This window comes from Embleya sp. NBC_00896 (assembly GCF_045207785.1).
Lineage (GTDB): Bacteria > Actinomycetota > Actinomycetes > Streptomycetales > Streptomycetaceae > Embleya.
In genome coordinates this window covers 1-22,358 of the sequence record NZ_CP108776.1, presented here as the reverse complement: position 1 = coordinate 22,358, position 22,358 = coordinate 1, and the positions used below count along the sequence as shown (strand labels likewise).

Annotated in this window: 18 protein-coding genes and 5 pseudogenes; 8 read left to right on the top strand and 15 right to left on the bottom strand. The window is 70.3% G+C overall.

What is annotated here, in order from left to right:
* Positions 1 to 2: 2 nt before the first annotated feature.
* A complete protein-coding gene (locus OG928_RS00115; RefSeq protein ID WP_406277204.1) occupies positions 3 to 797 on the top strand; it encodes an ATP-binding cassette domain-containing protein in 795 nt (264 codons plus the stop codon).
* Positions 794 to 2,080, top strand: a complete 1,287-nt coding sequence (locus OG928_RS00110; protein WP_406277201.1) for a sugar ABC transporter permease — start codon at positions 794 to 796, stop codon at positions 2,078 to 2,080. Before OG928_RS00115 ends, OG928_RS00110 begins: the two co-directional genes overlap by 4 nt.
* Positions 2,081 to 2,590: 510 nt before the next feature.
* Here the strand turns inward: OG928_RS00110 and OG928_RS00105 are convergent.
* Positions 2,591 to 2,812: a DUF4267 domain-containing protein gene (locus tag OG928_RS00105; RefSeq protein ID WP_406277198.1), complete on the bottom strand. Its 222-nt coding sequence runs from the start codon at positions 2,810 to 2,812 to the stop codon at positions 2,591 to 2,593.
* A gap of 294 nt (positions 2,813 to 3,106) precedes the next feature.
* On the opposite strand from OG928_RS00105, the gene OG928_RS00100 reads away from it, so the two are divergent.
* Positions 3,107 to 4,525, top strand: a complete 1,419-nt coding sequence (locus tag OG928_RS00100; protein ID WP_406277195.1) for an APC family permease — start codon at positions 3,107 to 3,109, stop codon at positions 4,523 to 4,525.
* Here OG928_RS00100 and OG928_RS00095 read toward each other — a convergent pair.
* A complete protein-coding gene (locus OG928_RS00095; protein ID WP_406277192.1) occupies positions 4,475 to 5,038 on the bottom strand; it encodes a hypothetical protein in 564 nt (187 codons plus the stop codon). The two genes, OG928_RS00100 and OG928_RS00095, sit on opposite strands and share 51 nt — an antisense overlap.
* A pseudogene (locus OG928_RS00090) lies at positions 5,035 to 5,307 on the bottom strand (aldo/keto reductase); the annotation flags it as partial. The gene OG928_RS00095 and the pseudogene OG928_RS00090, both read right to left, overlap by 4 nt.
* A gap of 180 nt (positions 5,308 to 5,487) precedes the next feature.
* Here OG928_RS00090 and OG928_RS00085 point away from each other — a divergent pair.
* A pseudogene (locus tag OG928_RS00085) lies at positions 5,488 to 5,813 on the top strand (ribonuclease E/G); the annotation flags it as partial.
* A 541-nt stretch (positions 5,814 to 6,354) separates the two neighbouring features.
* On the opposite strand, the gene OG928_RS00080 reads toward OG928_RS00085, so the two are convergent.
* Complete coding sequence (locus OG928_RS00080; RefSeq protein ID WP_406277189.1) at positions 6,355 to 6,867, bottom strand: Lrp/AsnC family transcriptional regulator; 513 nt, start codon at positions 6,865 to 6,867, stop codon at positions 6,355 to 6,357.
* A gap of 194 nt (positions 6,868 to 7,061) precedes the next feature.
* Between OG928_RS00080 and OG928_RS00075 the strand changes: the two genes are divergently transcribed.
* The 3 genes and pseudogenes from OG928_RS00075 to OG928_RS00065 all read left to right on the top strand — a co-directional run bounded on the left by OG928_RS00075 (position 7,062) and on the right by OG928_RS00065 (position 9,690).
* Positions 7,062 to 7,376, top strand: a complete 315-nt coding sequence (locus OG928_RS00075; protein ID WP_406277186.1) for a hypothetical protein — start codon at positions 7,062 to 7,064, stop codon at positions 7,374 to 7,376.
* A gap of 62 nt (positions 7,377 to 7,438) precedes the next feature.
* Positions 7,439 to 7,936: an ATP-binding protein gene (locus tag OG928_RS00070; protein WP_406277183.1), complete on the top strand. Its 498-nt coding sequence runs from the start codon at positions 7,439 to 7,441 to the stop codon at positions 7,934 to 7,936.
* Positions 7,937 to 8,878: 942 nt separating this feature from the next.
* Positions 8,879 to 9,690: pseudogene (locus OG928_RS00065) on the top strand (transposase family protein).
* Between the two features lie 56 nt (positions 9,691 to 9,746).
* Here the strand turns inward: OG928_RS00065 and OG928_RS00060 are convergent.
* The 10 genes and pseudogenes from OG928_RS00060 to OG928_RS00015 all read right to left on the bottom strand — a co-directional run bounded on the left by OG928_RS00060 (position 9,747) and on the right by OG928_RS00015 (position 17,775).
* Positions 9,747 to 10,211 carry a hypothetical protein gene (locus OG928_RS00060; protein ID WP_406277180.1) on the bottom strand — a complete coding sequence of 155 codons (465 nt, stop codon included), beginning with the start codon at positions 10,209 to 10,211 and terminating at the stop codon, positions 9,747 to 9,749.
* A 329-nt stretch (positions 10,212 to 10,540) separates the two neighbouring features.
* Positions 10,541 to 10,827, bottom strand: a pseudogene (locus tag OG928_RS00055) (IS5/IS1182 family transposase); the annotation flags it as partial.
* Positions 10,828 to 11,426: 599 nt separating this feature from the next.
* Positions 11,427 to 11,820 (bottom strand): annotated as a pseudogene (locus OG928_RS00050) (amino acid ABC transporter ATP-binding protein); the annotation flags it as partial.
* A 298-nt stretch (positions 11,821 to 12,118) separates the two neighbouring features.
* Positions 12,119 to 13,018 (bottom strand): TniQ family protein, encoded by a 900-nt coding sequence (locus OG928_RS00045; RefSeq protein ID WP_406277177.1) that lies wholly within the window; start codon positions 13,016 to 13,018, stop codon positions 12,119 to 12,121.
* 423 nt (positions 13,019 to 13,441) lie between these two features.
* A complete protein-coding gene (locus tag OG928_RS00040) occupies positions 13,442 to 13,831 on the bottom strand; it encodes an ATP-binding protein (RefSeq protein ID WP_406277174.1) in 390 nt (129 codons plus the stop codon).
* Between the two features lie 355 nt (positions 13,832 to 14,186).
* Positions 14,187 to 14,588, bottom strand: a complete 402-nt coding sequence (locus OG928_RS00035) for a hypothetical protein (RefSeq protein WP_406277171.1) — start codon at positions 14,586 to 14,588, stop codon at positions 14,187 to 14,189.
* Positions 14,589 to 14,651: 63 nt separating this feature from the next.
* Positions 14,652 to 15,047, bottom strand: coding sequence for a hypothetical protein (locus OG928_RS00030; protein WP_406277168.1), 396 nt, complete (start codon positions 15,045 to 15,047; stop codon positions 14,652 to 14,654).
* 294 nt (positions 15,048 to 15,341) lie between these two features.
* Positions 15,342 to 16,361: a hypothetical protein gene (locus OG928_RS00025; RefSeq protein WP_406277165.1), complete on the bottom strand. Its 1,020-nt coding sequence runs from the start codon at positions 16,359 to 16,361 to the stop codon at positions 15,342 to 15,344.
* Positions 16,358 to 17,023: a TnsA-like heteromeric transposase endonuclease subunit gene (locus OG928_RS00020; protein ID WP_406277163.1), complete on the bottom strand. Its 666-nt coding sequence runs from the start codon at positions 17,021 to 17,023 to the stop codon at positions 16,358 to 16,360. Before OG928_RS00020 ends, OG928_RS00025 begins: the two co-directional genes overlap by 4 nt.
* 350 nt (positions 17,024 to 17,373) lie before the next feature.
* On the bottom strand, positions 17,374 to 17,775 hold the full coding sequence (locus tag OG928_RS00015; protein ID WP_406277160.1) for a hypothetical protein: 402 nt from the start codon (positions 17,773 to 17,775) through the stop codon (positions 17,374 to 17,376).
* 212 nt (positions 17,776 to 17,987) lie between these two features.
* Here OG928_RS00015 and OG928_RS00010 point away from each other — a divergent pair, with 212 nt between their 5' ends.
* Complete coding sequence (locus OG928_RS00010) at positions 17,988 to 18,371, top strand: hypothetical protein (RefSeq protein WP_406277157.1); 384 nt, start codon at positions 17,988 to 17,990, stop codon at positions 18,369 to 18,371.
* Positions 18,372 to 18,843: 472 nt separating this feature from the next.
* On the opposite strand, the gene OG928_RS00005 is transcribed toward OG928_RS00010, so the two are convergent.
* Positions 18,844 to 21,849 (bottom strand): Helicase associated domain protein, encoded by a 3,006-nt coding sequence (locus OG928_RS00005; RefSeq protein ID WP_406277154.1) that lies wholly within the window; start codon positions 21,847 to 21,849, stop codon positions 18,844 to 18,846.
* Positions 21,850 to 22,358 lie beyond the last annotated feature (509 nt).

Sequence of the window (22,358 nt, the reverse complement as noted above, 5' to 3'; positions counted from 1 at the left end):
AGATGGTCCACGTGACAACGACGCCGCTGCTGGCTCTGCGCGGGATCTGCAAGCGATTCGGCGCCCTCCACGCGCTCACGCGCGTCGAGTTGGAGATCGACACCGGGGAAGTCGTCGCCCTTGTGGGCGACAACGGAGCCGGCAAGACCACCCTCGTCAAGGTGATCACCGGCGCCGGCCCGGCCGACGAGGGCGTCATCGAGTGGAACGGCAGGCCGGTGCGGATCGCCCGGCCCCGCGATGCCCAGTCGCTGGGCATCGCGAGCGTCTACCAGGAACTGGCCCTGTGCGAGAGCCTCGACGTGGTCGGCAACCTCTTCCTGGGTCACGAGATCTGCCGGGCGGGCGTGCTCGACGAGGTGGCGATGGAGCGCCGCGCGAGGGAGCTCGACCTGCTGGACGTGCTGTCCGTCCGCATCCCCAGGACGAGGGTGCCGGTCGCCTCGCTCTCCGCGGGGCAGCGGCAGGCGGTCGCGATAGCCCGGACGCTGCTGAGCGAGCCCAAGATCCTCGTCCTCGACGAGCCCACCGCAGCGCTGGGCGTGGGGCAGACCGCGCACTTCCTCGATCTGATCGAGCGGTTGCGGGAACGCGGCCTCGGTATCCTGCTGATCAGCCACAACCTCGGCGATGTCAAGGCCGTCGCGGACCACGTCGCGGTGTTGCGCCTCGGCCGTAACAACGGGTTCTTCGACGTGTTGACCACGTCGCAAGAGCAGATCATCTCGTCCATCACCGGCGCCACGGACAACGCCGTGACCCACCGGAAGACGCGGCCGTGGGAGGCGACGCTGTGACCGGCACGGAAACATCGGGCAGCATCGATCGCAGCAGGGCTGGGGTCGTCACCGATCGGCCCAGTGCTCGCGACCCGAGGACCGGGGATCGCCCACCCGGTCTGAAGGGCCACGCGAGCGACTTCGTCCTCAGGCTGCGCAGCGGTGAACTCGGCTCGCTTCCGGGTGTGTGCGCGGTCATCGTGATTTGGACGACCTTCCAACTCCTGGACAACCACTTCCTGTCCCCGCGTAACCTCTCCAACCTCAGCGTGGACATCGTTGGCACGGGGCTGATTGCGGTCGGGCTCGTCTTCGTTCTGCTGCTCGGCGAGATCGACTTGTCGGTGGGTGCGGTCAGCGGACTCGCGGCGGCGGTGTTCGCCGTGCTGAACGTCAACAGTGGCATGCCCGAGTGGTTGGCGGTCGTCACCGCAGCGCTCGTCGGTGCCGGGATCGGTGCCCTTCAGGGGTTCTTCTTCGCCAGGATCGGCGTACCCGCCTTCGTCGTCACCCTGGCTGGACTGCTGGTGTGGAACGGCTTGATGCTCTACGTCCTGGGCGCCAACGGCACCATCAACTTGCACCCCAACGGCTTGGTGTCGGCCCTGACCGAACGCTATTTCCACAACCGGGCCGTCGCGTACGGGCTCGCGGCGATCGGAGCGGTCGCGTACTTCCTCGCGTCGTACCACGACGAGCGACGCCGCAGGGCGGCCCGGGTCTCCTCCCGCTCGCTCGGCGAGATCGCCGTGCGCACCGGCGCCGTGGCGGTGATCGGCTTCGCGGCGGCGTACGTGCTGAACCAGTTCGAGGGCCTGCCCTTCGCCTTGCTGATCTTCCTGGTCTTTGTCGTCGGCCTGGACTTCGTCCTGCGGCGCACCAGATATGGGCGAAAGATCTTCGCGATCGGGGGCGGTGCCGAGGCAGCCCGCCTCGCCGGTTTCAACGTGGTGTGGATCCGCGTCTCGGCATTTGCGGTCTCCGGGACGCTGGCCGCCTTCGGCGGGCTGTTCCTCGCCTCGCGCGTAGCCTCGGTGGGACAGACCTCAGGCTCCACCAACCTACTGATCGACGCCTTCGCGGCGGCCGTCATCGGTGGCGCCAGCCTCTTCGGCGGACGCGGCACGCCCTGGTCCGCGCTGCTCGGCATCCTTGTCGTCCAGTCGATCGCCTCGGGGATGGTGCTCATTGGCATCCAGACGTCCGTGCAGTCGATGATCACCGGTGGCGTGCTGCTCGCCGCAGTGGTCCTCGACTCGCTCTCCCGTCACTCTCGGAAGTCGCACGGCGTGGTGCGGTAGCCGATACCTACACAGATGCCGACATCGGCATTACACGGTGACGGCGGTGGATGTCCGCCGAATCCTCATCACAAGACACCGCGTGAGGCCGTCCGAACCACCGTCCCCGAAGGGCGCCACATTTCGGACGTTCCACTCGGCCGGCCGAGGACCGACACCCACAGAACGAACGGTGCCGCCGGCCGGCGCGAAAACGGAAGCGCTCATCCGCCCTCGACCACCGACACGGACGTCTCGGGAGAATCGTGTGATCAAGGAGTGGCCAAAGGTCATGTCTACCCGTTGGCTCCGCAGGCGGTCGTTCGCCGTGAAGCGGGTTCGGCCCCCACTTGCCAGCGGCGGCGGCCCCTGGTTGCCCTTGGGGCCGGGTGCTCAGTGACGAACGCGGTCGGCCGGCCGCGCTTGCGCGCGGCCGGCAACAACGGCTTCGGAACAGCCCGTCGACCCTCCGTCGGTATTTCCCATCCCAACGACGGCCACCCCGGACCAGGATCCACTTTCGTGCGGACCTCAGGCGGCTGCCGGCCGCTCGCGCAGCAGCAGTCCCGCGGTCACGGCGACCACCGCCGCAGCCAGCCCGTGGACGCCGAACGCGGTCGCCGCCGGGCCTCCTTCGTTCAGCACGATCAGCATGTCGCCGACCGGGACGACGGCCATTGCCGCCATCGCCGGCCCGAGCCCCCTGCGCTGCCCGGCCGGAAACAGGGTGAGGTAAACCGAACTCCGCTCCACGACAAGCTACTTCATCGGCTCGCCACGCCCACGCGATCCGCCACATCGACGACACGGCTGTCGGGCCATGCGGGCGGGGCTCTCTCTGTCAGCGTGTGGTGAGACGCCCGATGGATCCAGGTCGGCCTCTTCCGCCACGACCTGGCCCGACACGCCCCCGAGCAGTACACCGCCTGGGGCCTCGCTCCCGGCCTCAGTCGCTCACCACACCCCGGACAATCCCGCTTCCAGGCCCACCCGGCCCCCTCGGACACCCCGCCAGCGTACGACTCAACCGGCCCTCAAATCCGGGATATGACACAGGTACTCAGACGCAAGCCCCTGCACACCTTCGCGAGCGAGTCGGAAAGCGGCGGGCTGCGTCGCACCCTGGGCCCCTTCCAGCTCACGATGATCGGCATCGGCGCCACCATCGGCACCGGCATCTTCTTCCTGCTCGGCAGCGCGGTGCCCGAAGCCGGACCGGCCGTGATCGTGTCCTTCGCCCTCGCCGCTGTCGCCGCGGCCCTCACCGCGCTCTGCTACGCCGAGCTGGCCTCGGCGGTGCCGGTGTCCGGCTCCTCGTACTCCTACGCATACGCCACCCTGGGCGAGTTCGCCGCCTGGGCCGTGGGCTGGTGCCTGCTCCTGGAGTACGCCGTCTCCGGCGCAGCCATCGCGGTCAGCTGGGGGCAGTACCTCAACGACCTCACTCAGCGCCTCTTCGGCTTCCAGATGCCCGACGCGATATCGGCCCCGCCGGGCGCGGGCGGAAGCATCAACCTCCCCGGTGTCGTCCTGGTGGGCCTGTGTTGCCTGCTTCTGGTCCGTGGCGCCAAGGAATCGGCCCTCGTCAACACCGTCATGGTGCTGATCAAGCTCGGTGTCCTGGTCCTGTTCATCGCCGTGGGCATCACCGGTTTCGACTCCGGGAACCTCCAGCCCTTCGCCCCCATGGGGATGGCCGGCGTCAGCACCGCCACGGCCACAGTCTTCTTCGCCTTCATCGGCCTCGACGCGGTCTCCACCGCCGGCGAAGAGGTCCGCAACCCCCGCCGCACCCTGCCCCTGGCCATCATCGGCGCCCTGATCGTGGTCACCATCCTGTACATCCTGGTCGCCGTCGTCGGTGTGGGCGCCCAGCCCTGGACAGCCTTCGACGGACAAGAGGCAGGACTCTCCGCCATCCTCGGCGACGTCACCGGAGCCGGCTGGCCCGCCGTCCTGCTCTCCGCCGGGGCCGTGCTCTCCCTCGTCAGCGTCACCCTCGTCGTGCTGTACGGGCAGAGCCGCATCCTCTACACCATGGGCCGCGACGGCATGTTGCCCTCCGCCTTCCGACGCGTCAGCCGGCGATCCGGCACACCCGTCTTCGCCACCCTCTTGACCGGCGGCTTCGTCGCACTCCTTGCCGCAGTCTTCCCGCTTGACCTGCTCGCCGACCTCACCAGCATGGGCACCCTCGTGGCCTTCGCCGTCGTGGCACTCGGCGTGATGATCCTGCGCCGCACCGCTCCAGACCTCGACCGCGGATTCAGAGTCCCCGGCTACCCCGTAGTCCCCATCCTGTCGATCTTGGCCTGCGGCTACCTCATCTACGAGCTGCCCCTCGACACCTACCTCCTCTTCGGCGGCTGGCTCACCCTGGCCCTGGCCGTCTACCTCCTCTACAGCCGCAAGAACTCACGGCTCCAAGCCGCAGCGGAGCCCGCTGGAGAGGAGGCACTGGCCTGACGCGTCCGGCATGGACAACGCCTCGTCCCACCCGGCGACCGCGTCGAGCAGATAGGGCAGGTGACCTCCCGGAGCGGGGAGTTCGACACGCAGTCGGGCCGTGTCGAACTCCCGGTCCGCGTCCTGTGCCACCAGGTCCGAACCCTGGACGGCCCAGCTGACCAGGTCCGCCCAGTAGGCCGGTTCGTGCCGGCCGTCGGTCTGCCGGATGTGTTCGCTCGCGAATGCCGCCATCGTGTCCGGGTCGTCGATCAACGGCGAGACGACCATGTCGCTCGTGCCGTCGAAGCCGAAGTAGTAGCGCCGCCCGTCGAGGACGAGCGACTCGATGCCGGCCACATGCCCGGTGCGTCCGGGCAGCGGGTCGAAGCGCTTGGCGGGATCGGGGTTCATGCCGACGGCCGTAGCGACGCTCACCACCGCCGCCGCCCCCGACCCCGCGACACCGCCGCCCCGATCCGGCGTGCGCGGCCGGTCGTCGCACGCGGCTCGGCCGCCGGCCGCCTCGCTCACGCCTCGCGTCGGTGCAGGTCCCCCAACACGGCCAGGTCGGCCTCGGTCAGCCGCAGCGCGCCGGCGGCCACGTTGGCGACCAGGTGGTCCGGGTTGCCGGTGCCGGGTATGGCCAGCACGTGTGGCCCCTGGTGCAGCGTCCAGGCGATCCGGACCTGCGCCGCGCTCACCCCGTGCGCCCGCGCGACCTCCAGCACCTCGGCCGCCTTGGTGCCGACGGCTCCGACCTGGCGCCCGGTACCGGCGATGGCGTAGAACGGCACGAACGCGCGGATCCGCCCGCCCCAAAGGGGACTTGGTCCGGGTGCCGCGCCGGTCCACCAGCCCCCATACTCCTTGCTTCCGGTAGCGAGCCCGCGTGCGGCGCACCGTGGCCACACTCGTGGGCCGTCCCGCCGCCTTCGTCGCCTCCCGCTCGGCCTCGACCCCTTCGCCGAGCGCACGCCGGCGGCGGCTCGCAGGTGATCGACCGCACCGAGGCGATGGTCGTGGTCGACGTCGACACCGGGAAGTTCACCGGTCAGGGCGGCAACCTCGAGGAGAGTGTCACCCGCAACAACCTGGAGGCGGCCGAGGAGATCGTCCGTCAGCTCCGGCTGCGCGACCTCGGCGGGATCATCGTCGTCGACTTCATCGACATGGTCCTGGAGGGCAACCGCGACCTGGTGCTGCGGCGCCTGATGGAGTGCCTGGCCGGGACCGGACCAAACACCAGGTCGCCGAGGTGACCTCGCTCGGCCTGGTCCAGATGGCCCGCAAGCGGGTCGGCCAGGGTCGCCGACGGCGCCCCATTACCGGATGTCAGTCGCAAACGGCGGTGCGCAGGAGTTCGGCGGCGCGGCGCGCGAGTCGGTCCAGGGTGGTGGGGGGAAGGAGGGGTCGCCGGAGACGGTGGCGAGGTTGGATTGCATGCGAATCATGATCGAGTCGACGGTCTGGGGCCTTTGTGGTCGAGGACGACACGCATGTCCGGGGATTCCTCATCCGCCGGACCACGCAACACGCGCCGCCGAGCGAGGAGGACCGGAATCGGGGCACCGGCAACGCAGGGCGGCCCTCGTCCGCGGACGATGCGAGCGGACATGCCGGGCCAGCCCGATTCGTGGATCCGATCCCCGGGGGCCGTACTCGTTCGTCGCTGCGTTGGAATTCGAACTCACCTCCGGACTGCGATCCCGCAGGTGCTCCGCCGGGCGCACCCGGACCGGCGTTCGCGCGAGCAGCCGGCGAGGGGAAGCATCACGCCGCGTCGCATGCGCCGTCGACCGCTCGCCAGGCGGTGCGCCGGCCCGTTCGCGCGTACCGCCACGCAAACGTCACGGACGACCCGAGGGGCCCGGATGCCCGGAGCCGGGAACGGGGAGCGGAAGCTTGAACCCCGGCTTGACCTGTTCGTACGTCAGGAGGCTTTCGTACCTGCGCACCGTCTCGTCCTCGATGAAGAGCTTCCGGGACACCTCGCGGTACGCCGTGAGGTCGACGGTGACCAGCACCACGACGTAGTCCCATTGGCCGAGGACGGAGTAGCACTGCTGTGCCGTCGGCTCCTTCCGCAGTCGTGCGCAGAAGGCCGCGTGCTGCGCGTCGTCGTTCTCCATCAATTCCACGATCGCCACCGTCGTGAGGCCCAGTCCCACGGTTTGCGGGTCGATGACGGCGACTTCGGCGCGGATCACGCCCGTGCGGCGCAGTCGGGTCAGCCTGCGCTGTACGGCGCTTGGGGACAGTCCCACCTTGTCACCCAGTTCGTGCAGGGGCTGGGTCGCGTCGATCTGCACGAGGTCGAGCAGCAAGTGATCGATCTCGTCGAGAGCGGGAGTCGAGGGCACGCAATAAAGCTGCACCGGGCCGCGAAAATTGTCAATCGCGTGGATCGACGTTCGGCCTACGATCGGACTGCAAGCGCATTCCGAAGCCGGGGCGGCCCACCGCCACGATGCCCGCGGACGCCCTTCCGGACACGCGCGGGCGAGCTGTTGCGCCCAGCCTTTCGCGGTCACCTTCCATGGATCGGAGTCCCTCCGTGTTGGACGATGTCGCCCTTGAGTCCCTGGGGCAGCGGCCCGGTGTCGAGTGGGGCGCGGTCAAGCCCGAGGTCCTGCCGGCCTGGATCGCGGATCAGGACCTCCCCGTGGTGGCTCCGGCGCGTTACGCCCTCCTGCGCAACGTCGACAACCTCGCCGCCCGTCTCGGCCCGCCCGAACGCATGGCCGACTTCGCGGCCGCCGGAGTCACCACGCTCACGACCAGCGGGGCCACCCCGCGCCGAACGACCGGGCACGTTACGGATCGGGGCCGAGGCACTCGATCGGTCAGGAGTCGCGGGATGAACGTCTGATCCGTCGTCACCGCGCCACCACCACACGAACCATCTGCTCAAGAGCCCGAAGAGAGCCCACCATGCTCACCAGCGTTTCCTCCCCCGACGACCACCGGACGATGCCTACCACGGCCCCCCGGGCACCGCACCGGACGCCGAATGCGCAGGGGAGCACGGTTCCACCTCGGGTGGCATCGGTATCAGCTCCCGCCCACCCGCGATGGATCTCCGACGTCCGCCGCTTCGCCGCAGTGACGCTCGGTTCGTGGTCGCTGCCGCCCGACGATCTCGACTCGGCGATCCTCGTGACAGCCGAACTCGCCGCCAACGCAGCCGTGCACGGCCGTGCGGACCTGTCCGTCACACTGAGACTTACCGGCCGAACGCTTCGGATCGAGGTCACCGACTTCGGCCCGAATACCCGTACCGCTGCCATCGATACGAGCGGCGACGAGCAAAGTACCGACGAGCACGGACGTGGTCTGATCATCGTGCGCGCTCTGGCCCACCGCCTCGACCGCATCAACACCGCGAACGCCACGAGCATGATCGCCGACCTCACCGTCGCCAGCCCATAGCCGCCATTTGAGTGGTTCGCGGACGAACCGGTAGGGACTGGCTGCATATCTCGTCGGGGCCGGCCGGGCGGCGGTGTCATCCGCCCCACCGTCGTCTCCGACGATCCGGCCGTCGCGACCTGGACCTGTCGCGGGCTTCCCCGAGGTGAGCCGTTGGCCCGGCTGGTCACCGGATATCCGGACGTGCGCGCCGCGCTCGGTGATCCGCGTCTTCGCATGGCCCGTGAGCGCACCGACTCGTGGGAGAGCAGATCGCCGCCCCTCGATTCGACGCGGACTGGCCCAAGGAGATCAACGAGTGTCTGATCTGGACTTCTACGCCCACGTTGCCACGCGCTCCGACGTCTTCGGGGCCGGCATCGGATCCGGTTCCGGCGCATGGGACGCAGCGGTGGGAACGGACTACCTCGACGATCCGGGCAAGGGTCTGCTGCGCCGGGATTACGGGCTGGTGGAGCTCTCTTTCTCGGATGTCGAAGAGCCTCTGTCCTGTTTCGGGATCAGTGTGCAGATCCACCGGTTGATCCACGGCCTCTTCGTGCCGACCTCTCTGACAGGGCAGTATGGAGAGTTCGCGCCACGCGCTCGGTTCACGGAATTGCAGGACGCGATCCTGTCTCTGGGGAGTACCGTCGAGCCCGACGACCTGTCGGGGGACGTCCACCGCTATCGCGTGGCCGGGTCCGGTGCTCGTATCTTCGTCGTCAACGACCCTGACCCTTATGGGGGCGGCGACCATGATGTCGATGATCAGGAGGCTCACCAAGCGGGCGACGTGTGGGCATTGACTTTTTCTCAGCGAAGTGACCAACGGGGCTTGTGGAAGGCACCAGTTGAGCGGGTCGGGTCGGCGAAGCCCCGGCTGCAGACAAGCGTTGGACCCCTGGTAGGACGGTTCTCTCTCACAAGATCGTCCGCTGCGAAAAACCAGAGGCCCGCACGTTGGTCACCCATGTTGCCACGCTCGACGTCCCACGCCACGTCGTGGAGTACCTTGCCCGCCTGCCGGCCGCCCATCGCCGCCGGATCGGGACTCCGAGGAACTCACGCGCCTTGGGCCCGTACCGCCAAGCAGTGCTGGTCCTGCGCTGGTTCCGCGAACGCAGCTGCGTGCACTGCCTCGCCCGCGACGCTGACGTCTCCCAGGCAACCGGCTACCGCTACCTCCACGAAGGCATCGACGTCCTCGCCGACCGGGCGCCGGCCCTGCACGAGGTTCTCGGCCGCTGCCGTCGCGAGGGCATGACACACGTGATCCTCGACGGCACGCTGATCGCCTCCGACCGCGTCGCCGGTCTCCGCGAGAACGGCAACGACCTCTGGTTCAGCCAGAAGCACAAGGCGTTCGGCGGCAACGTACGGTTCCTGGCCGCCCCTGACGGCACCCCGTTGTGGGTCTCCAACGCCGAGAACCGGGCTCCACCCCCGACATCACCGCCGCCCGCCTCCACGCATTCCCCGCCCTCTACAAGGCGGCGGCCGACGGTCTGCCCACCCTCGCCGACAAGGGCTATATCGGCGCCGGCATCGGCATCCTCGTTCCGATCCGCCGTCCGAAAGGCCAGTCGGAACAGGCCCTGCACGCCGACACACGAACCAGGAACAACCTGATCAGAGGAATCCGAGCACCCGGAGAACGCTCAGCCGCCGAAGTCAAACAGCGCTGGCGAGCCCTGCAGCGCGTCACCATCAGCCCCAGCCGGATCGGGGACATCGCCCGCGCCGCCCTCGCACTCAATGCGATCTGGAAATGATCATCACTGGGACATGGTCACTGCCTGACTCCCATGCTCCCGTCGGCTTCGCCGCGTTAGTCTGCACCAGGGTAAGCGGTGGTGCGCCACCAGAGGCCGGCTTTCAGATGCTCGATCAGCCGTGAGTCGTTAACCACCACGTCGTAATCGGCCCCTACGCGTATCTCCTCGCATCGGAGGAAGGCCGCGGCGGATTCAGGGGACATCTCGTTGAACGGCCCTTCATCCTCCCAGGGAAATCCGCTGCCACTCTCAGACAGCCGTTCTTCGGCCGCCGCGGTGAAGGGGTAGTTGCGCGTCGCAGTCCGCTCCACACGCTCGACGAAGTCGTGATCCACCCCGTCGTCCTCGTCAACAAGAAGGTCCAGTATGGTCTCATCCTCTTCCAGATCACGGAGGAAGAAGCTCTTGTCGGGCAGCGGCCAGTGCCATACATCCGGGTTGAAGGCAGTGACCCGCAGTTGTATGCGGCGGAGCGGTGGATCGACGGCCAGCACCCGTACCGCATAGAGATCAGTCACGACGCCATTCTCTGCGGGGGCACCCGCATCGTCAAAGGCCTCATACGCAGCGCCTGCGCGAGCGCACCGCCGCGGAGCTCAAGCAATCCTGGCGAGCTGCAGCGCGTCACCATCAGCCCCAGTCGCAACGGCGAGAGCGCCCCGCCCCGCTCTGGACCTCATCGCAATCTGAAAGCGATCACCATTGAGAAAACCTCGTTGAGCGTGTCCCCGGCCTGGTGGGGCCGCGCCAGGGGCTGATACGCAGCTGACGGTCACGGTCGAACGGTTTCCGTCACCGCAGCCGCGCCGCCCGCTTGACAACCGTGACCGAGCGCCTGCACCGGGGTTCATGAGCCGAGCCACGGCCGGATCGCTGCAACAGTGATCGTGCCGGAAGACGTAGGTGCGCTTGTCGAAGCGTGTGGCACCGGCACGGAATCCTTTGAAGGCATTGATCGTCCGCTCGACTTCGTTCCCGCGGACGGGACTCGATCGAAGCCGGCGGGCCTCCCGCCAAAGCTGCCGCGCCTTTGCCGGTGGGCCCGCTGGTCGCGGCGCTCGGGGATGGTGCGCGCTTGATCTGCCTGCGCCGCAGGTAAAGGCGGTCGCGGCGGGAGCTGTGCGCCTTGTCGCCGGGGCCCTTGGGTAAACGGTTGAAGCCGTATTCGGTTCGGGAACGTCGAAGCGTGTGCCGTCCCCATCGCCACGGGCAGAGCCGGCTGGGCGGGACTGTGAAACCAACGGCTCTGCCTCACATTCGGTGGTGACGGGCTGTGAGTCCGTGATCGCGTGTGGGTGTTGAGTGCGAACGAGCTTGTGGGCGTGGTGTTTTCGGGTCTCGCGCCGCTGGTGGTCGGGAGGGTCGCCGAGGACGGCGGGGTCATCACGGTGAGGGCGAGGACACCTGGTGGATGGCTCGCGGCCGCGCTCGGTCATCATCGGTTCCCACCAACCCGCGCAGGTGAGATCACGAGGCGGGGGATCGTCCGAACGGAGCCGCACGCCGACGAACTCGCCGCTCGCGCAAACCGCACTGCTCGACGGCGAGAGCCCCTGGTCTCTGGGCCCGTCCGGGGCGGCGGTGTGGTGCGCGGCCGGGTCTCAGCCGGGGGCCTCCGGGGCTGCGGTGGTCGTAGCGGCTGAGGTTCGGCGGACCCCTGAGTACCCTCGGAACACCGTGGGACCGAGCTCGACGTCGGCTCGGGCCAGGCCCGGAGCGCCCTCCCGGCCGCTTCAGAGCACCTTGGACAAGAACGCCTGGGTGCGCTCGTGTTGCGGGTTGCCCAGCACGTCGCGCGGGTTGCCCGACTCGACGACCAGACCGTCGTCCATGAACACGAGCGAGTCGCCGACCTCGCGCGCGAAGCCCATCTCGTGGGTGACCACGATCATCGTCATGCCGTCCAAGGCGAGGCTGCGCATGACGTCGAGCACGTCGCCGACCAGTTCCGGGTCGAGCGCGGACGTGGGCTCGTCGAACAGCATCAGCTTGGGGTCCATCGCGAGCGCGCGGGCGATCGCCACGCGCTGCTGCTGACCGCCCGAGAGCTGGGCCAGATACGCGTCGGCCTTGTCGGACAGGCCGACCCGCTCCAGGAGGCGCTGCGCGCTCCCGGGCCGCGGCCCGGTGTGAGTGGTCGTTGGTTGTGGGGTGGTGTGGGGTGTGTGGGCCGGGGGTTTCGCAGTTGTATTGGGATGGTTGTTCCGGGCGTGGGGTTGGTGGGCGTGGTTTTCGGGGTGCGGGTGGGGTGTTCGGGTGGGCTCGGGCGGGGTTGTGAGCTGGGGTTTTCTCACTTCCGTTGGGTTTCGCGGGTGTTGTGGGATGCACTGAGATTTTGTGCGGTTCGGATGGGAATGCCGTAGGCGGCAGCGTTTGGCGGTTCTTCTCGGGTGGTCCCGGGGGATCGGCCCGCAGCCCGGGGTTTTCAGGGTCGGGTGTGGTGGCGGATCCAGGACCGCAAAAGGTCGTCGGGTCCGGGTGCCAGGCGTGCGAGTCCGAGTGTGTGGGCGGTGTGTTCGAGGAATGTGGTCACGGCCGGGTGCCGGTCGGGCCGGGGTGTCGCCGGTAGGCGCGTACGAGCGAGGACGCGGGCGAGGACGACCGTTTCGGGATGGACGATCACGGGCCGGGCGGTGAGTTCCCAGGAACTGCCTTGCGTGGTCGTGTGGTCGGGGTTGAAGGCGGCCAGGCGGCGCCCTCGCGCCTTCCACCGGCCGGTGAGATACAGCCGGTGGTCGTACCAGCGGGTGACGATGGCCTGTGCCCACGTGTAGGCGGTGTTCGCGTTCGGCCGGCGCAGGAGCCTGCGGTGTTCCCGGTGTGTGTGGGCGAGTTCGGGCAGGCCGCGGGTGTCCAGGAGCCGCGGTCGGAGCCCACGGGTGCTCCAACACGAATGCCGCGAGCACCACACCCGATGGGCAGGCAGGTACATCCGTGCGCGTGCGGTGGCGCCTGCGGTGTGGCGCAGGGGGCACCACGGGCACGCCCACGAGGGTTGTTCGTACGGGTCGGGGCGATACCACGCGGCGCTGCCCGCCCCGGTTGCCCCGACGGCGTCCGGTGTTCGGGCCGGGTTCGCGTCCCGGGGCCGTTCGAGGTGGGGGAGCGCCCGCGCAAGGTGGTGGTGGGGGACTCGGGCGAAGACGGCGAGTCGGTGTCGTGCCGCGTCGTCGAGGTGGATCTCGGTCGTGTCGGTGTCGTCGGCGCCTCGCGCGCCCGTGGTGGTGATGCCGATGCCGTCCAGCAACTCGGGCACGCTCTGCCGATACGTCGCCGCGACGCGACCGAGCCAGGAGGCGGTGGACTCGTAAGGCAGGGGAGCCACACGGAACGCGCCCGGTCGCGTGTCCGGTCCGGCCCACGGCTTTGGGTTCGGCAGCCGGGCCCCGAGGGTTCGCGCCATCGTGTGTTGCAAGTGCTCCCGACCCCGACCCTGCTCCCGGGAGCGGGCCGGTCCCGGTCGCCTTCACGTGTCGTGTCGCCGTGTGCGGCCACCGGTGCGGGTGCGTCCGGTGACGCGGGGGCGGTAGTGGTCCTCGGCGGTGTGGTCCAGCACGATCCCCTCGAGGCCGGTTTGGTGATTTTCTCGGTGCCGTCGAGGATCGCTGCGATCGCGGCCTGGCGGAGCAGGCGGGCGAGGCTGCCGATGCGTCCGCCGGTGCGGGCGTGGAGATACGACGCCGCGCGAGGGAGTGTCCCCGCGCGGTGTGCCCGCAGGTCCAGACAGGCTTCCATCGCCGCGACCAGGTCACGGAACGGCGTCCGCCCGCCCCCGCCGCCGAGAGACGGGCCTGATCGACGACCGTGGCGCTTGCTCGAAGCCGTGCGCCCCGCGCACACCCCCGAACAACGGTGTGGCGACCACGTCGATGCCCGCGAACACGAACGTCGCGCCGATGCGTTCGGTCAGATCCTTCAACAAATCGACGGCCTCCGCCCCCGTCGTGGTGCGTGGGTTGAGGCGGTGGATCTCGTCGATCGCGACCAACCTCACCCCCGCCTCGCGGTAGGTGTGGCACACCGCGTCGACAATCTGCGCCTGGGTCGCCCTCGCGGTCACCGGAACCCCGAGGAAGCGCGCGAACTCGGTGGAAAGGGCCTTCGCGCTGGCACCGGGCGGGACCAGGACGTACGCCACCCACCCCTCCAACGCCCTTCCGCCGCGTCGGCGCTCGGCAATTGTGGCATGCCCGACCCACCTGCAACAGCGCGGTGGTCTTGCCCGTGGTCGGCGGCCCGGTGACGATCACACGGCCGCGCGCCCGTCTCCTGGTGGCGGCCCAGGATCATCAGGGTGCGCACCGTCCGCGAGATCGCGTCGATCGTCGGGGTGCGCACGACGGCGAACCGCGAGTGATACGCCAAACGCTCCTCCACCCCACGCCCGGCCTCGCCCGCTTCGGGCGGTGTGACAGGCGGCCGTTCGACGAAGTCCCGGAACCCGTCCCACGTCACGGGCGACGGCCACCGGCCCTCCGCCGCCTCCGCGCCGGTCACCACAACTCGGCCTCGGCGTGCGCGTCGTACAACCCGAACCCGCCCGCTCCGCCGGACGCCCCACCCGACTTCGACTCGGAGTCCGTGTCCTCGTCGAGGAACTCGCCGCCGCCGTCGAGGTCGTCCAGACTCTCCACACCAACACCGGCACCGTCGTGCGCCGCCGCGCCCGGTACGCGTCCCGGGAAGACGAATCCCGCGACCCCCTCCGAGTTCGCGGCATGCCCGTCGTGCCCGGTGCCCGCCTGCTCCACGACGCGGCGCGCCCCGGGAACCGCCCGACCCGCCGCGGTGTCCTCGCGTCCACGACTTCTTCGGCTCCCGCCGCGGGCGGGCCCCACGGCGGGGCGGACCTCGCGCAGGAGCGCCGCGAGGGCGCCGGCGAGTCCTGCGCTCACGGTCCCCGCGTCGTTCGACGCTCTCCCTCACGTGCCTCCACGCGTGGACGTCGAACGGCGCGTTCACGTGGTCGCGGTGGATCCACGGCTCGGCGAACTCCCCGCCGGGCAGGCGCACCCACGCCTGGCGGCCGTGTAGGTCGTTTTCCACCTGCCCTGCCGCGCGGTCACTCCCGAGGACCGTCCCCGACACGCCCCCAGGACCGGATGGTCGTAGGTGCGGTGGTCGATGCGGATCCCGCGGTCGGTGACCCGATGCCACCGCACCGGCAGCAATTCCACATAGTCCCGCCCCGTGAGCGGCACCGGCACATACCCGCACGCCCCCACCAGGGCGCCCCACATCTCGTTCGGCGTCAGCGCCGCCCTGGCCATCATCGGATGCCGCAGCCCCTCGTGGGGCCGGCCCTGCCACCCGACGGTGATCCATTCGTCGAGCAGGTCCTGCAACTGCGGCACCGTCCAACACGCCTCGTCCTCCACCCTGTCCGCGCCGGGTCGTGTTCGACCCGGCGTGTACCAACCACGTGTTGGCAGAACAGCGTGTTGATCGCGCCGAACATCAAAACCACACCACCCCTTTCGCCGCGGGCCTGCGCGGCGGGTGGCGCTGCGCTCACCCCCAACGTCTCGCACGCCGCCAGGAACGCCTCGGACACGAACACCCTGCCCCGGTCGACCACGATCGTCTCCGGCACGATCACCGGCCGCGCCGCCGCGCCCTCCAACCGCCCATCCACCGTCGCCAGCCGCTCATACGGCACGCTCGCCCGCGACAGCTCCAACGCCTCGGGCCAGTGCGGGCGCATCGGATGCGGCACCACCATCTCCGCGAGCAACAAAGCGGCGTCGGCCGCCGCAGACCCTCCGGCCGCAACACCGCGCCGAGCGCCGCATCGCCACGTCCACCGCGATCGTCAACTCCGGCCGCCCCAACCGCCCGTCGTCCAAAACGGCCATCACGTCCAAGCGGGTGCTGTCGACCTGGACCTGCTCACCCGGCCGCGACGCACCCACGGGAGCGAACGGCGGCGTCGTCGCGCTCGCGGTCCGCGCCGGCCGCCCCGGCAACTCCGCCGGATCGGCCAAAGCGTTCACCAACCGATAGAACGTCGCCCGCGACGGCAAGGCCACCACACCCGGCCCATGCGCCCGGTCCAGGATCTCCCCGGCCAACCGCCGCAACCCCTCCACCGTCCCCTTCGACCGCCCCCGCTGCCGCCGCAACGCCTCCAACACGGCCACCACCACCCGCTCGTCGCTGCGCCCGGTCGCACTCGCGCCGCGCGTGGCGCGCTTGTCGACCAGCCCCCACAGGCCCTGCCGCCGATACCGGCCGCGCATCCGCTGCACCGTCGCCACACTCACCGCCCACCCCGACGCCCGCATCTCCTCGACCTTGGCCCGCTCCCGCTCCGCCATGGACCGACCCGGGCCGTACTGCGCACGCGCCACCCCCACACCGCCCGGGCCGTCCGGCAACCCGCACTCGATCTCGTGGATGTGCCGCTGCCACGCGAGCGCCCGCTCGCGCTCTCGCAACGGCACCGTCTGGAACAGCCCCCACCGCGGCACCCCCGCCACAGGCGCCGCACCCACCAGCGCGAAGTCCGGGGCCGCGCACAGGTACCCGACCAGCATCGACCCGACCACACCCCGCTCGTCCACCAGCCGCACCACCGGACCCTCCAGAGCGACCACCTGCCACGAACGCCCCTCGAACACCACATGCGCGCCCACCGCGACCACCGGCCGCCGACCCCCGCCGCTCACCACGACACCCCACCCTCGGCCGCCGCGCCGACCACCGCCTCGACCCCCGGTCCCGCCCAGGCCGGCACCCGCTCGTGCAACGGCCGCGACAACACCACCGACAACCGCCCCGACCACAACGCGTGAAAGACCACCGGCCACACCACGATCGGATCACCCACCGCCCGCACACCCTCGATCAACGGCCGCGCCCGGGCGAACGCGTCCATCACGGCCGCCTCCACGGCGGGCGAGCCCCGATGACGGGGATGCCGGTATCCGGCCAGCCACCGCACGTTCGCCACGAGAACCGGGTCCGGTGGCTCGAGCCGCCGATACGACCAGCCGACCGCCTCGCACGCCGCCGCGACCACCCCACCGGCCCGCAACGCCCGCACCCCACCCGCACCGGGCGAACCCGGGCAGTCGGCCAGCAGCGCGGTGCCGTCCGCGTACCGGGCGAACACCTGCGGGACCCACGACCGCACCCGCCCGTCCGCCGCGTCGCGCCACACCAACCGCACCGGCCGCCCCGCCAACCCGACCACCCGCGGATCCCGATCCAAGAACATCAACCGATCACGCATCACGGCCGACCCGTGCACCACATGGCCGCCGGTGGTCGCCGACCACCACCAGCCCGGCCCCCACCGCCGCCCCGGCACCACCGCAAACGCCGACACCGGCGCCAACTCCTCGAACCGCGTCGAGCCCCGCCGCCTCCACCCACGGCCGCTGCACCGCCCCCCACCGCGTCGACGAACTCCGCCTCGACACCGGCCACTTCTCCGCCGAGACCGCCGGGGTCCGAACCCCCGCCGCCCACCGCGAACCGCTCATCCATGCCCGTAGTCAAGTACGCGAGAAATCCTCAGAAAGACAGAGAACCCCACCACCACCCGAACGAGCGCACCCCCGCACGAACACCCCACGCACACACCGAGCCCGTGATAACCGCTGCGCCGCAACAGGTCCGCCCCCGCCCCTACGCGCCGACCACCTCGGTCCGACCCGACCCGGGCCGGCCACGCGCCTATTCGTCGTTCTCGTCCCGGCCGGCCGTGAGCACATCCGTCAACTCCGCGGCCGACAACCCGGCCCAGCCGGCGACGTCCTGCACGGGCACCCCGGCGTTCAACGCCGCGACAGCGGTCCGCCACAAAGCCCGCTCGAGGAATTCGACACCCCAGGAGAGGTTCCCCAGCAGGTGCCGGGCCGCGTCCGCGGTGCTGCCGGTCTGCGCCCCGCGCAACGGGAGCAGCTGCTCCTCCGCTTCCCCCACGAGCTCGTCGATCAGCATGCGTTCCTCCGCCGGCACCATCGTGCGCCACAGCGTCCCCGAACCGCCCGCCTTCCGCTCCCTGCCCGGAGACCGCAACAGCGCGGCCGCGGTCGCCGGCCGATCCTCCTGCCGCACCCGCCACGGATCGTCCACCCACCCCAACCCCACACCCCGCACCCGCGCCCCCACGCCGACGGCGGACGACGGCGCCCATCCACGCGATCAAGGGCCCGCCGTCCTCGACCACGACCACCGACCCCAACCACGCCCGCCTGACCCGCTCCCCGAGTTCACGGCAAAACGCCCCGTCCACCCGCAACATCCGAGGCCGCCCGGCACCACTGTCGCGCCACAACCGCTCCACCATGCCCGGATCCAGCAACGCGTCCGCCACCGCGACCACCTCCGGGAAGACGACCGCGTCCCGCCCCACCACCCGCCACCACCCGAAATCACCCCCGGCGTCCCCGCCCGCGACCGCGTGCAGCCGCTGCGGCCAGACCTCCTCCCGCTCCCAGTGCAACGCCGACTCCCACCACCGGCACACCACCGCCCACGCGACCCCGAACACCCTTCCGGGACCCACCCCCGCCCGCGCCGCCCGCCGCGCCACACCCGCCCACCGCCGCCGCGCCGCCACCACCTCCGGCACCTCACGCAAGTCCAGGTGTTCCGGAACCCCACCCGCGTCCGCGTCCAAACCCCACCGCCCGTGCCGCACGCACACCCGCTCCCACCGCGCCGCGTAGCGAACCACCCGCACCGGCCCGCCGGTACGCCGCGCCGCACACAATCGACACCCGAACGCCACCGGGCCCACCACGGCGCCGCCCACCCACGCCACATCCCCTGCGGCATCCCCGCCGTGCCCCACCCGGCAACCTCGTCCTCTTCCCGGCCCCAGGACGGCAACGCCCGCCCGAGCACCTCCTCCCCGACCCCACACAACTCCACCAACACCCGCCGCCCCGCCGCGTCCAGGACCACCTCCGCGTCCGCCCGCAGCCCTCCACCCCGGTGCCGGGGACGGTGGTTGAGCCACCCCCAGTGCCCCGCCAGGGCATCGGCGTCCACCCCGTAACACCCGGCGACCCGGCCCATGAACGACCACGTCGTCTCACCCCCGACCGGAGCGACCCGAAACACCCCCACCGACATCCCCCGACCTCACTCCGAACCTCACACCCGCCAAACACGACCCCCCCCGGCCGACACCGCCCCTCACCACCGCATGCCGAGTTCGGTGAGCAGCCGCACCCGTTCCTCGGTCAGCGATCCGCGCCGAGTGCGTTGGTTGTTGACCCACTTGCCGAGCCGGACCTCGACGGCACCGCCACCCTTGCCCGCGCCACCACCGAGTCCGGTCGCCGTCTGTGTCGCCACGGTCTCCACGTGTGCGCGGGGAACTTCGAGATCGCCTTCGCGTTCGCGGTAGGCGACGGCCGCCGCAAACGCCGTCTCCCACGCGCCCCGACCGCGCCTGCGCGCCCGCGCCCCGTCGCGGTCGGCCGCAGACCCGCCGACATCGACGCCCGCAGCCACCGCCACGTCGCCGTCCGCTGCGCCGCCGTCGTGTTCGGGGCGGATGCCGAGTGCGTCGAGCTGTTCGAGTTGTCCGGGCCCCAGCCGTGCCCGCACGGCTGCTCGCCGGTGCCGCTGCGCCCATCTGCCGATGTCCTGGCCGCCGGCGACGTGTCCGGGTGTCAGCTCCTCGAGGGCTCCGCCGCGGGCGAGGTGCAGGCGTACTTCGTTGGCGGCCCGCTGCCAGGCGATGGTCCACCCGTCGGGCTGCCACCACGGGTCCAACTCCTCCAGGGCCCGGCGGCGTTCGGGGTGCGCGTCGAGAACCCCGGCACGTCGCTGGTTGGCGAGCCATTGGCCGACGCGGATGCCGTCCTGGACGGCTCCCGGTGGCGCGGCGAGGTGTCCGACGCGTTCGACATACCGTCGTGCGACGGCGAGTCCGTCGTCGAAGGCGGCGTCGGGGTGTGACCAGACCATGCCGAGCATGACGAGTTTGCGGACGCGGCCGGCGTCGAGCCGCCCGGCGGCGTACTCCCTCCGTTGTACTGCCGCCCATTGCCCGACCGGGTAGTCGTGGTCGTGCTCGTCGCGTGTATCGAGCGGAATTCTGAGGTGGCCCCGCGTCCGGAGGAAGCGGCGTGCGGCGAGGTAGCCGCGGTTCCAGTCGCGTTCGTCGGGGTCGATGACCCGTAGCCGCACGAAGTCGGCGACGATCGCGGGGTCCCGTGGGCTGGAGAACCGCAGGAACGGCCGTGTCTCCGCCTCCACGCCCCCGCCCGGGCCGCCCGGCACATCCGGACCCACCGGCCCGGCCGCGCCCTCCACGACCCCTCCCACGACCCCTCCCACGCCCTCGGCGGCCCCCGCGCCGCCCGCCGCTGCGCCGGCTTCCGCTGTACCGCCGTCGGCCGCGCTGTCCGCGTCGTCGTCGGGTTCGTCCTCGACGACCGCCCTGGCTGCGCCGTGTGCGGTGGCCTGGGGGACGGCGAGGGCTTCGACGAGCTCGGGGGCGTGGGCCCTCAGGGCCTCGAGCACCGTCACCAAGTAGCGATGGCCATCCGACAGGAGCATGTCGTCGGGGTGTTCGTGGTCGTCGAGGAAGACGGGGACGACGATGCCGGCGACCTTGCCCTGCCCCGGTTGCTGCCGCAGAGCCCTACCCAGGGCCTGAGTGATACTCACAATACTTGACATTTCGTCGAAAATGGCTACGGCGTCGACGGCGGGACAGTCGATCCCCTCGCCGAGGATCCGCACGTTCGAGACCACGGACAGGTCGCCCGGTGTGCCGGGTTCGGCGAACCGGCCGAGAACTCGCCGCCGATGCTCGGCCGGGTGATCGCCATGCAGCCATTGGGCCCGCACGTCCGCGGGCGCCTGGTCCGGGAGTTCGGCGCGCAGCCGTCGGCCGACGTCGGGCAGTCCGAGGGCGAAGGCTTTGGCTTCGGCGACGCGGTGGTGGAACGTGATGACGGTGCGCAGGTTGTTCTCGCGCGCGGTCTTGAGGAGCGCGGTCTGCAACGCGGCGAGGCGTTTGCCGCGCCAGGCCTCGACCAGCTTCGGCGCGTTCGGGCTCTCGTCGTCGAGGGCCTTTCGCGCGTCGCGCCGGGCCTGGTTGAGTTCCTTGTCCCTGATGTCGGCCACCAGCACCACGAACCTCGCGAGCAGACCGCGCTGCACACTTTCGGCGAGCCCGAGCTGAAACAAACGCGGCCCGTAGATCTCGATCGCGTCCATGGACACGGCGAGTTCCTCGGGCAGTGCGGGGACGCGCGAGCGTCGCGATCCCCGGGTCTGCGACGTATCGCCGTCGCCGTCGTCATCTGACGCACCGTCAGCGAAAGCGGACATTTCACCGGTTTCGTAGATCATTTCCGTTTGCAGTTCCGGCGAGAAATACTCGTCTTCCGAATCGATTTCCGGATCGATATCGTCGGGGATCGGCGGGAGCTCGATGTGAGGTCGGGTGTGAGGTTCGGTGTGGTCTCCCGCCCCGAGACCGAGGCTCGGGGCCCTGGGCACGTGTCCCGCCTCGAAGAGCGCCTCCTGACCACCCGGACGCCCGGCGCCACCGCGCCGCCGCTCGCCACGCCGCCGCCTGCGCCGGCCTTTGAAGGGTTCGTAGATGCGGGGTGTGGCGGTCATGTACAACCGCCGCTGCGCCGGGACGAGTGTGTTGTCGTGGACGTCGGTCCAGGTCTTGTCGATGTGGCCGGCGGCTCTGTGGGCTTCGTCGCTGAGGATGAGGGTCCAAGCCGGTAGGGCGGGGATTCCGTAGGGCCCGGTGTGGGCGTGGATGATGGCGCCGAGAGACGCGTAGGTGCTGAACACGGTGTACCGGGCGTGTTGTTGGGCCCACAGGGCGAGGCTGGGTCCGCTGGTGGTGGCGCGCACGCCCGCTGCGCCGAGTGCGGTGTCGCCTTCGAGGGAGCAGATGGCGAGCATGGGTTCGTCGTGTCCGAGGGTGCGCCAGGCGGTGACGGTCTGGGTGAGGAGGTCGAGGGTGGGGACCAGGACGAGGGTGCCGCCGGTGGGGGCGAGGCATCTGGCGGTCTCGGCGGCGATGAGGGTCTTGCCGGTCCCGGTGGCGGAGACGAGGAGCCCGCGGTTTCCTCCGGGCCCCACAGGGCCTTCCAGGCCTCGCACGGCGGCGTCGACGGCCTCGACCTGATGCGGTCGAAGCCGTGGTGTGGAATTACGCATGGACCTTCTCCATTCGGTTCCGGAGTACCTGCCGGGGTGCCCGCTACATGTCTAATCTTACCTGTGGAAGAATTGAGTCACCGCTAGTCCCTGTCTTCCGTACGAACGTGTCTGAATGTTGGATTCGAGATGTCTCGAACGGTGACGCGCCCGGAGGATTCGGCCGCCGAGGGAGGCCGTGGCGGTGAGGTGGACCCGGCACCGGGCTCCGTCGCACCAGCGAGGGAAAGACAAGAGACGTCAACCCCCGTATACGGAAGCCCACTTCGGCAACTCGCCTACGTCAAAGTCGACTCCACCAACAAGCCAACGCCCGGACCCACTTGCCAGCTGGCCGCGCGGCGCCGCAGGCACCCGCGAAGCGGGTGGCGTCGGGGTCCCGCGCAGCGGGACCCGGGGAGTCCGCAACGCGGACTCCGACAGCCGCGAAGCGGCTGTCCTTCACTTGATGGCGCAACGCGCCATCCGGCCGCCGCAACGCGGCGGCCTTTCACTCGCAAGCCGCGCAG